Source organism: Streptomyces sp. XM83C (genome assembly GCF_023072675.1).
GTDB lineage: Bacteria > Actinomycetota > Actinomycetes > Streptomycetales > Streptomycetaceae > Streptomyces > Streptomyces thermocoprophilus.
This window is the reverse complement of record NZ_JALLGL010000245.1, coordinates 1-9,354: the sequence shown is the minus strand read 5'-3', so window position 1 is coordinate 9,354 and position 9,354 is coordinate 1. Positions and strand designations below refer to the sequence as shown.

The following is a 9,354-nucleotide window of genomic DNA, read 5'->3' as shown; positions in this document are numbered from 1 at the left end:
GGACGCGGGGGTGGGCCTGGTGTCGGCCCCGGGGGCACAGGGGACTCCCGGGGCCGGCCGGCGTGCCGTGCCCGTGGTGCGGTGCGCCGGGACGCGAAGGCCCGGATCGTCAGGCTGAGATGCCGTCGATCCGGGCCAGGGCGTCGTCCGCGCCGTACGGCTGCAAGTAGGGCAGCCAGCGCGGGTCCCGGTGGCCGGTGCCGATGATGCGCCAGGCCAGACCGGTGGGGGGTGCTGGTTTGTGCCTCAGCCGCCAGCCCAGCTCCACCAGGTGGCGGTCGGCTTTGACATGGTTGCAGCGGCGGCAGGAGGCCACCACGTTGTCCCAGACGTGCTTGCCCCCGCGCGAGCGCGGGATGACGTGGTCGACGCTGGTTGCGACGCCACCGCAGTACATGCACCGGCCTCCGTCGCGGGCGAAGAGCGCGCGACGGGTGAGAGGAACGGGTCCCCGGTAGGGAACCCTCACGAAACGCTTGAGCCGGACCACGCTGGGTGCGGGGACAGTGACGGTTGCGCTGTGCAGAAAGGCGCCGGACTCCTCAAGGCAGACAGCCTTGTTCTCGAGGACGAGGACGAGCGCGCGGCGGAGCGGTACGACGCCGAGTGGCTCGTACGACGCGTTGAGGACCAGGACATGCGGCACGGGTGCCTCCTTGTACGCCGGCGGCGCGTGGCTCGCGCCGGGACGATCTGTGGTCAGTCTCCCCTCATGCCTGGCGGACGCGCCACCATGTCCCGGTAACGGGCTGGGAGTGTTTTCGACCACACCACATGCATCCCCAGGATCGCGGTGGGTTCATCCCTCCAGTTCATGCGGTGTATCCGGGCCCGGACGGGGGCCGTATCTCCTTCACACTTCCGCACGGCGCACACACGATGCCCCGTTAGTGTGGTGATTCCGCCCGCCCGGTGACCTTCCCGTGACCTTGACCCGACCGCCGTGCCGGACCGGGCGGGAGCGCACCTGGAGGTACCTGCCGTGTCCCTGTCCGCGTCGCCCGCCGTGATCGCGGCTGCCGACCCGTCCCCGTCGCCGTCCCCGTCCGAGCCGCTGGTGCCCGAGGTGCCGTCGCTTCAGGACGCCCACCAGAGCGCGACGCAGGCGGCCAGCTGGGTCGAGGAGAACTGGTCGACCTGGCTGGCGATCGGGCTGAAGGTGCTGCTGATCCTGGTGATCGCGGTGGTGCTGCGCAAGGTGGTGTTGCGGGCGATCACCAAGCTGATAGACCGCATGAACCGCACCGTGCAGGCCGTCGACGGCACGGCGCTGGGCGGGCTGCTGGTCAACGCCGAGCGGCGTCGGCAGCGGTCGCAGGCGATCGGTTCGGTGCTGCGGTCGGTGGCGTCGTTCGTGATCCTCGGCACGGCCGCGCTGATGGTGCTGTCGGCGTTCCAGATCAACCTGGCGCCGCTGCTGGCGTCCGCCGGTGTCGCGGGCGTCGCGATCGGTTTCGGCGCCCGGAACCTCGTCACGGACTTCCTGTCCGGCGTGTTCATGATCCTGGAGGACCAGTACGGCGTCGGCGACACCATCGACGCGGGCGTGGCCTCCGGTGAGGTCATCGAGGTCGGCCTGCGCGTGACGAAGCTGCGCGGCAGCGAGGGCGAGATCTGGTACGTCCGCAACGGCGAGGTCAAGCGCATCGGCAACCTGTCGCAGGGCTGGGCCACGGCCGGTGTCGACGTGACCGTGAAGGCGACGGAGGACCTGGACCGGCTGAAGGCCACTCTCGACGAGGTCGCCGAGAAGATGGGCAAGGAGGAGCCCTGGAACGAGCTGCTGTGGAGCCCCGTCGAGGTGCTCGGCCTGGACAGCGTGGAGCTCGACTCCATGGTGGTGCGGGTGTCCGCGCGGACCATGCCCGGCAAGGCGCGGACCGTCGAGCGGGAGCTGCGGTGGCGGATCAAGCGGGCGTTCAACGCGGCGGACATCCCGATCGTGGGTGGGGCGACGGCGGTGGAGGATGCCGACGGTGCCGGTCCGACGACCGCCGGTCCGACGGCCGCCGGTCCGACGGCTGCCGGTCCGACGGCTGCCGGTCCGACGGCTGCCGGTCCGACGACCACCGCTTCGGCGCCTTCGGTGATCGTCGACGGTTCTTCTCCTCAGGTGCAGAGCTCCACGCCTGTCTCGCCGGCGGCGGCGTCGGGCGGGAAGTGACGGTTCGGTTTCACCTGCGGGCCGGTGGGGGGCTTTCGCGCAGTTCCCCGCGCCCCCTTTCGGGGGGCCTGGGGTTTCGGTCTCACCGGCCGGCCGGTGGGGGCTGGGCGCGCAGTTCCCCGCGCCCCTGATGGGGCGGGCCTTCGCTTTTCACCGCCGGCCGGTGGGGGCTGGGCGCGCAGTTCCCCGCGCCCCTGAGTGCACCTGCCGGCCGGTGGGGGGTTCTCGCGCAGGGCGGAGGTGGGTGCGGGTCTCTTGACTGGTCGTTGTCGGGGGGCATAGCTTGCCCGGCAACCGATAGGAAAGTTTCCTAACAGTCGGGGGGGCGAGGTGGACAGTCGGCCGGGGGCGCTGGGAAGCTGGGGCGCCGGGAAGGCAGGTGGGGTCGGGATGGCAGGTACGCCGGGGACCCCGCGTGTGCTGCGTGCCATGAACGACCGGGCCGCGCTGGACCTGCTGTTGGAGCACGGGCCGCTGTCGCGGAGCCGGATCGGCAGGCTGACCGGGCTGTCCAAGCCGACGGCCTCGCAGTTGCTGGCGCGACTGGAGGCGGCCGGGCTGGTGCTGGCCGGGGGGACCAGTGAGGGACGTCCCGGGCCCAGCGCCCAGCTGTACGAGGTGAACCCGGCCGCCGCGTACGCCGCCGGGCTGGACGTCACCCCGCGGCGGATCCGTGCCGCCGTCGCCGACATCACGGGCCGTACCGTCGGGTCGTACGAGCTGGCCACTCCCGGACGGAAGCCGGCGCGGCCCGTCGTCCGGCAGGTGCTCGACGCGCTGGACGGTGCCGTGAAGGCGGCGGGGCTCACCCGGGACGCGGTGCACCGGATCGTCATCGGCACGCCCGGCGCCTTCGACCCGGGCACCGGGCGGCTGCGGTACGCCTCCCACCTGCCCGGCTGGCACTCCCCCACCCTGCTGGAGGAGCTGGCGGCGGCGCTGCCGATGCCGGTGGAGTACGAGAACGACGTCAATCTCGCGGCCGTCGCCGAACAGCGGCTCGGCGCGGCCCGGGGCCACGCCGACTTCGTGCTGCTGTGGAACCAGGAGGGTCTCGGCGCCGCGCTCGTCCTCGGCGGGCGGCTGCACCGGGGCTTCACCGGCGGTGCCGGTGAGGTCGGTTTCCTGCCCGTGCCGGGCACGCCCCTGGTGCGGCAGGTGACGCGGGCCAACAGCGGCGGCTACCAGGAGCTGGCCGGTGCCCAGGCCGTGCCCGAGCTGGCCCGGCAGGTCGGCGTCACCGACATCCCGTCCGGGCCGTACGCCGAGGTGGCCGCCGTACTGCTGCGGCGGGCCGCCGAGGAGGACAGCGGGCCCGGGCGGCTGCTGTTGCAGACGTACGCGACGCGGCTCGCCACCGGTCTCGCCTCGCTGGTGTCGGTCCTCGACCCCGAACTGGTCGTGCTGTCCGGCGCCTGCCTCATCGCCGGCGGTGACGTGCTGCGCGGCCTCGTCCAGGACGAGCTGGAGGAACTGGCCGCCGCCCGGCCCCGGCTCGCCGTCGCGGACGTGACCGAACAGCCGGTGCTGCGCGGGGCGCTGGAGAGCGCCCTCGCCACCACCCGCGACGAGGTCTTCGACACCTCGCGCTGAGCGTTTCCCACCCACTCACCCTGCCTTGGGAGGCCCCGTCATGCCCGAAAACTCCCGTTCGTTCCGCAAGGTGGCCGCCGCGGTCGCCGTCGCTCTCCTCGCCACCGCCTGTACCGGCCAGTCCGGTTCGGGCGCCTCCGACGATCCGTCGAAGGAGACCACGCTGACGTTCTGGCACGCCTGGAGCGCGCCCGGTGAGGTCGCGGCGGTGAAGTCGCTGGTCGCCGGGTTCGAGAAGAAGCACCCCAACATCCATGTCACGGTCGTCGGCGGCATGACCGACGACAAGATCAACCAGGCGCTGCGGGCGGGCGGCTCCAAGGCCCCCGACGTCATCTCCTCGTTCACCACGAACAACGTGGGGAAGTTCTGCTCGTCGGGCGCGCTCGTCGACCTGAACCCGTTCTTCGAGAAGTCGGGCATCGACCCCGAGGCGACCTTCCCGAAGGCGATGAACGAGTACACCCAGTTCGAGGGGAACCGCTGCACCGTCCCCCTCCTCGGCGACGCCTACGGCCTCTACTACAACAAGACCGCCTTCGCGAAAGCCGGCATCGAGAACCCGCCGAGGACCTGGTCGGAGTTCGAGGCCGACGCGAAGAAGCTGACGATCGGCGACGGCGACTCGTACAAGCAGCTCGGGTTCATGCCGAACTACCACGGCTGGGAGTCCACCACCGAGCACTACCTCGCCCAGTTCTCCCCCACCTACTTCGACGCCGACGGCAAGTCGAACATCGCGAAGGACCCCGCGTTCGAGAAGGCGTTCACGCTGCAGAAGCGGCTCGTCGACGAACTCGGCGGCTACCGCAGGCTGGAGACGTTCCGCTCCAAGCTGGGCGACGAGTGGGGACCCCAGCACCCCTTCCACACCGGGCAGGTCGCCATGCAGCTCGACGGCGAATGGCGGCTCGCCATGGCCGAGGAGGCCAAGCCGGGCTTCGAGATCGGCGTCGCCCCGCTGCCCGTCCCCGACGACCGGATCGACCAGTACGGCAAGGGCTACATCACCGGCACGATCGCCGGCATCGCCGCCAACAGCACGAAGCAGAACGCGGCCTGGGAGCTGGTGAAGTACATGACCACCGACACCGACGCCGTGGTCGGCTTCTCCAACGCCATCCACAACGTGCCCTCCACGCTGGCCGCGCTGAAGTCGCCGAAGCTGACGTACGACCCCCGGTTCAGGACGTTCCTCGACATCGCGGCGAACCCGCACTCCACCACCACCCCCGCCTCCGTCAACGGTGGCGTCTACCTGGTGACGATCCAGCAGTTCGGCTACGACTACGAGAGCGGCAAGGCCCGCGACCTCAAGGCAGGCCTGGCGAGGACGGCCGCCCAGATCGACACGGACATCGCGCAGGCGAAGTGATGAGCGCCGCCAGCCTCGCCGCCAAGCGCCGCAGGTCGGCGCTGCGCACCCTCGCCTTCCTCTCCCCCTGGCTGATCGGCTTCGCGGTCTTCTTCGCCTACCCGCTGCTGTCCACCGTCTACTTCTCCTTCATGCACTACGACGGCTTCCGGACGCCGCAGTGGAGCGGCGCGAAGAACTGGCGGTACGTCTTCGCGCACTACCCCCTGTTCTGGCCCGCGCTGCGCAACACGCTGTGGCTGGTCGTGGTGATGGTGACGCTGCGGGTGCTGTTCGGCCTCGGCGTGGGCCTGCTCATCACGAAGATCAAGACGGGCACGGGCGTCTTCCGCACCCTGTTCTATCTGCCGTATCTCGCGCCGCCGGTCGCCGCGACCATGTCGTTCGCGTTCCTGCTGAACCCCGGCACCGGCCCGGTGAACTCCCTGCTGGAGCGGGCCGGACTGCCCGCGCCCGGCTGGTTCAACGACCCGTCCTGGTCCAAGCCGGCGCTCACCCTGCTCGCCCTGTGGGGCATCGGCGACCTCATGGTCATCTTCATGGCCGCGCTGCTCGACGTACCGAAGGAGCAGTACGAGGCGGCCGAACTGGACGGGGCGTCGTCCTGGCAGCGCTTCCGGTACGTCACCCTGCCGACGATCTCGCCGATCATCATGTTCGCCGTCGTCACGGGCGTCATCCAGACGATGCAGTACTATGCGCAGCCGCTCATCGCGGGAAAGGTCGCCTCCGGTGTCATCCAGGGCGCCGGCGCCCAGTTCGAGCCCGGCTACCCCGACAAGTCCACGCTCACCCTCCCCCAGCTCGTCTACAACCTGGGCTTCCAGCGCTTCGACTACGGCTCCGCGTGCGTGGTCGCCCTCGTCCTCTTCGCCCTGTCGATGGTGTTCACCGCGCTGCTGATGCGACGCCGGGGCGGTCTGATCCAGGCAGGTGACTGACGATGACCCAGCTGCTGGACACCCCGGTCCGCACCCCCGCCCCGGCGGCGCCCGCCGCGCGGGCCGCGCGCCGCCGCTCCGCGCTGGAGTGGATAGCCGTGCACTCCCTCGGTGTGGCCGCCGCGCTGTTCTTCACGCTGCCGTTCGTGTTCGTGTTCCTCACCTCCCTGATGAGCGACAGCCAGGCCCTCAGCCGCGACCTGATCCCGCACACCTGGCAGTGGGGCAACTACCGCAAGGTCTTCGACACGCCCGGCTTCCTCACGTGGTGGCGCAACACCCTGCTCTACGCCGGTCTCGGCACCGTCCTCACCGTCGTCTCCTCCGTGCCCGTCGCCTACGCGCTCGCCAAGTTCCGCTTCCGCGGCCGCAATCTGGCGCTGATGCTGGTGATCTCGATGATGATGCTGCCGCCGCAGGTCGTCGTGATCCCCATGTACCTGTTCTGGGCGAAGCAGTTGGACCTGTCGGGCAGCCTGTGGCCGCTGCTCATCCCGATGGCGTTCGGCGACGCCTTCTCCGTCTTCCTGCTGCGGCAGTTCCTGACGACGATCCCCGACGAGTACGTGGACGCGGCGAAGGTCGACGGCTGCGGCGACGTACGCACCCTGCTGAAAGTCGTACTGCCGATGGCGAAACCGGGCGTGGCCGCCGTGGCCCTCTTCCAGTTCTTCTACGCGTGGAACGACTACTTCGGCCCTCAGATCTACGCCTCGGACAACCCGGGAGCCTGGACGCTCAGTTACGGCCTGGAATCGTTCAAAGGCGCGCACCACACCGACTGGAACCTCACCATGGCCGCGACCGTGCTGGTCATGGCCCCCGTGATCCTCGTGTTCTTCTTCGCGCAGAAGGCGTTCGTCGAGGGCGTCACGCTCACCGGAGTGAAGGGTTGAACGACACATGAAACTCACCGTGGTCGGCGGAGGCTCGACCTACACCCCCGAACTCGTCGACGGCTTCGCCCGTCTGCGCGACACCCTGCCCGTCGAGGAACTCGTCCTCGTCGACCCGGCGGCGGACCGCCTCGACCTCGTCGGCGGCCTCGCCCGGCGCATCTTCGCCAGGCAGCAGCACCCCGGACGGGTCACCACCACCGCCGACCTGGACGCGGCCGTGGACGGCGCCGACGCGGTCCTGATCCAGCTGCGCGTCGGCGGGCAGGCCGCCCGCGAACAGGACGAGACCTGGCCCCTGGACTGCGGCTGCGTCGGCCAGGAGACCACCGGCGCAGGCGGCCTCGCCAAAGCGCTGCGCACCGTGCCCGTCGTCCTGGACATCGCCGACCGGGTCCGCCGCCGCAACCCCGGCGCCTGGATCATCGACTTCACCAACCCCGTCGGCATCGTCACCCGCGCCCTGCTCCAGGAGGGCCACCGCGCGGTCGGCCTGTGCAACGTGGCCATCGGCTTCCAGCGCAAGTTCGCCGGGCTCCTCGACGTCGACCCCGCCGACGTCCACCTCGACCACGTCGGTCTCAACCACCTCACCTGGGAGACCGGCGTCCGCCTCGGCGGCCCCGAGGGCGAGGACGTCCTGCCGAAACTGCTCACCGAGCACGGCGAGCGCATCGCCGCCGACCTGCGCCTGCCGCGCACCCTCCTCGACCGGCTCGGCGTGGTCCCCTCCTACTACCTGCGCTACTACTACGCGCACGACGACGTGGTCCGCGAGCAGCGCACCAAGCCGTCCCGGGCCGCCGAGGTGGCGGCGATGGAAACCGAACTGCTGCGCATGTACGGCGATCCCGCGCTCGACGAGAAACCGGCGCTGCTCGCCAGGCGCGGCGGCGCCTACTACTCGGAGGCCGCCGTCGACCTGGCCGCCGCGCTGCTGGGCGGCTCCGGCTCCCCCTACCAGGTCGTCAACACCCTCAACCGGGGCACGCTGCCGTTCCTCCCCGACGACGCGGTCGTCGAGGTCCAGTCGGCGGTCGGCCGCACCGGCGCGAACCCGCTGCCCGTGCCCGCGCCGGACCCGCTCTTCGCGGGCCTCATGGCGCATGTCACCGCCTACGAGCAGCTCGCGCTCGACGCGGCCCTGCGCGGCGGACGGGACCGCGTCCACCGGGCGCTGCTCGCCCACCCCCTCATCGGGCAGTACGACCGCGCCGACGCCCTCACCGACCGACTCGTCGCACACAACCGGGAGCACCTTCCGTGGGCCTGACCGGAACCGTCCTCGCCATCGACGCCGGCAACAGCAAGACCGACGTCGCGGTGGTGACCACGGGCGGAGACGTCCTCGCCACGGCACGCGGCGGAGGGTTCCGCCCGCCCGCCGTGGGCCTCGACGCCGCGCTGGACGCGCTCGCGGCACCGGTGACCGAGGCGCTGGCCCGCGCCGGGCTGGACTCGGTCACCCATGTGTCCGCCTGTCTCGCCAACGCCGACCTGCCGGTGGAGGAGGAACAGCTCGCGGCGGCCCTGCACGCGCGCGGGTGGGGCGCCTCCACGGTCGTACGGAACGACACGTTCGCGATCCTGCGGGCGGGTGTCGCCGAGCCGCGCGGCGTGGCCGTGGTGTGCGGCGCCGGGATCAACTGCGTCGGCATGCGGCCCGACGGCCGCACCGCCCGCTTCCCCGCGCTGGGGCGTATCTCCGGCGACTGGGGCGGCGGGTGGGGGCTCGCCGAGGAGGCCCTGTGGCACGCGGCCCGCGCGGAGGACGGGCGGGGGGAGCCGACGGCGCTCGCGTCCGCGCTGCCGGCGCATTTCTCCCTGCCGACGATGTACGCGCTCATCGAGGCGCTGCATCTGGGGCGCGTCCCGGACGCGCGGCGGCACGAGCTGACGCCGGTGCTGTTCGCTGTGGCGGCGGCGGGGGACGCGGTGGCGCGGGGCGTCGTCGAACGGCTCGCGGACGAGATCGTCACGATGGCGGTCGTGGCGCTGCGGCGCCTGGAGCTGTTGGACGAGGACACGCCGGTCCTGCTCGGCGGAGGTGTCCTGACGGCGGACCATCCGCTCCTGACGGAGGGCATCCGGGCGGGGCTGTCCCTTCGGGCCCCGAAGGCCACGGCGCGGCTGGTCGGTGCTCCCCCGGTGCTGGGCGCGGCCCTGCTGGGCCTCGACCACCTGCACGCCCCTTTGAAGTCCCACGAGTCCCTCCGCACCCACCTCACCTGACCCACGCCCCGGCGCGGGTGCGGACCCTCGGGGTGGGTGGGCGCCCCCGCGCCACAGGGTCACCCGGCATCGGTGCGGGCGTCGGGGGGCCGCGCCACCCGGCGCTGACGGGGTGCCTCCCCCGGCGGCTGTCCCTTTTAAACATTCCCGGGC

At 71.4% G+C, this 9,354-nt stretch carries 8 protein-coding genes; 7 read left to right on the top strand and 1 reads right to left on the bottom strand.

Annotated elements, in window-relative coordinates; translation table 11 throughout:
• Nucleotides 1–109: 109 nt before the first annotated feature.
• A complete protein-coding gene (locus MTQ10_RS23085) occupies nt 110–646 on the bottom strand; it encodes an HNH endonuclease (protein ID WP_067236479.1) in 537 nt (178 codons plus the stop codon).
• Between the two features lie 342 nt (nt 647–988).
• On the opposite strand from MTQ10_RS23085, the gene MTQ10_RS23080 reads away from it, so the two are divergent.
• The 7 genes from MTQ10_RS23080 (at nt 989) to MTQ10_RS23050 (ending at nt 9,201) form a co-directional block, all read left to right on the top strand.
• Nucleotides 989–2,164 (top strand): mechanosensitive ion channel family protein, encoded by a 1,176-nt coding sequence (locus MTQ10_RS23080; RefSeq protein WP_247471972.1) that lies wholly within the window; start codon nt 989–991, stop codon nt 2,162–2,164.
• A 390-nt stretch (nt 2,165–2,554) separates the two neighbouring features.
• Nucleotides 2,555–3,757, top strand: a complete 1,203-nt coding sequence (locus MTQ10_RS23075; protein WP_247471970.1) for an ROK family transcriptional regulator — start codon at nt 2,555–2,557, stop codon at nt 3,755–3,757.
• 40 nt (nt 3,758–3,797) lie between these two features.
• Nucleotides 3,798–5,132, top strand: coding sequence for an ABC transporter substrate-binding protein (locus MTQ10_RS23070; protein WP_247471960.1), 1,335 nt, complete (start codon nt 3,798–3,800; stop codon nt 5,130–5,132).
• Nucleotides 5,132–6,073, top strand: coding sequence for a carbohydrate ABC transporter permease (locus MTQ10_RS23065; RefSeq protein ID WP_247471959.1), 942 nt, complete (start codon nt 5,132–5,134; stop codon nt 6,071–6,073). The genes MTQ10_RS23070 and MTQ10_RS23065 overlap by 1 nt, the downstream gene beginning before the upstream one ends.
• A gap of 2 nt (nt 6,074–6,075) precedes the next feature.
• Nucleotides 6,076–6,969 carry a carbohydrate ABC transporter permease gene (locus MTQ10_RS23060; RefSeq protein ID WP_247471957.1) on the top strand — a complete coding sequence of 298 codons (894 nt, stop codon included), beginning with the start codon at nt 6,076–6,078 and terminating at the stop codon, nt 6,967–6,969.
• A 7-nt stretch (nt 6,970–6,976) separates the two neighbouring features.
• Entirely contained in the window at nt 6,977–8,242 is a 1,266-nt protein-coding gene (locus MTQ10_RS23055) for a 6-phospho-beta-glucosidase (RefSeq protein ID WP_247471955.1), read from the top strand.
• Nucleotides 8,233–9,201 (top strand): N-acetylglucosamine kinase, encoded by a 969-nt coding sequence (locus MTQ10_RS23050; RefSeq protein ID WP_247471953.1) that lies wholly within the window; start codon nt 8,233–8,235, stop codon nt 9,199–9,201. The genes MTQ10_RS23055 and MTQ10_RS23050 overlap by 10 nt, the downstream gene beginning before the upstream one ends.
• The last annotated feature ends 153 nt before the right edge of the window (nt 9,202–9,354 follow it).

Excerpts from the sequence above, each read along its gene's own strand:
- MTQ10_RS23065 (WP_247471959.1), top strand. The coding sequence starts at position 5,132 with ATGAGCGCCGCCAGCCTCGCCGCCAAGCGCCGCAGGTCGGCGCTGCGC.
- MTQ10_RS23060 (WP_247471957.1), top strand. The coding sequence starts at position 6,076 with ATGACCCAGCTGCTGGACACCCCGGTCCGCACCCCCGCCCCGGCGGCG.
- MTQ10_RS23075 (WP_247471970.1), top strand. The coding sequence starts at position 2,555 with ATGGCAGGTACGCCGGGGACCCCGCGTGTGCTGCGTGCCATGAACGAC.
- MTQ10_RS23055 (WP_247471955.1), top strand. The coding sequence starts at position 6,977 with ATGAAACTCACCGTGGTCGGCGGAGGCTCGACCTACACCCCCGAACTC.
- MTQ10_RS23070 (WP_247471960.1), top strand. The coding sequence starts at position 3,798 with ATGCCCGAAAACTCCCGTTCGTTCCGCAAGGTGGCCGCCGCGGTCGCC.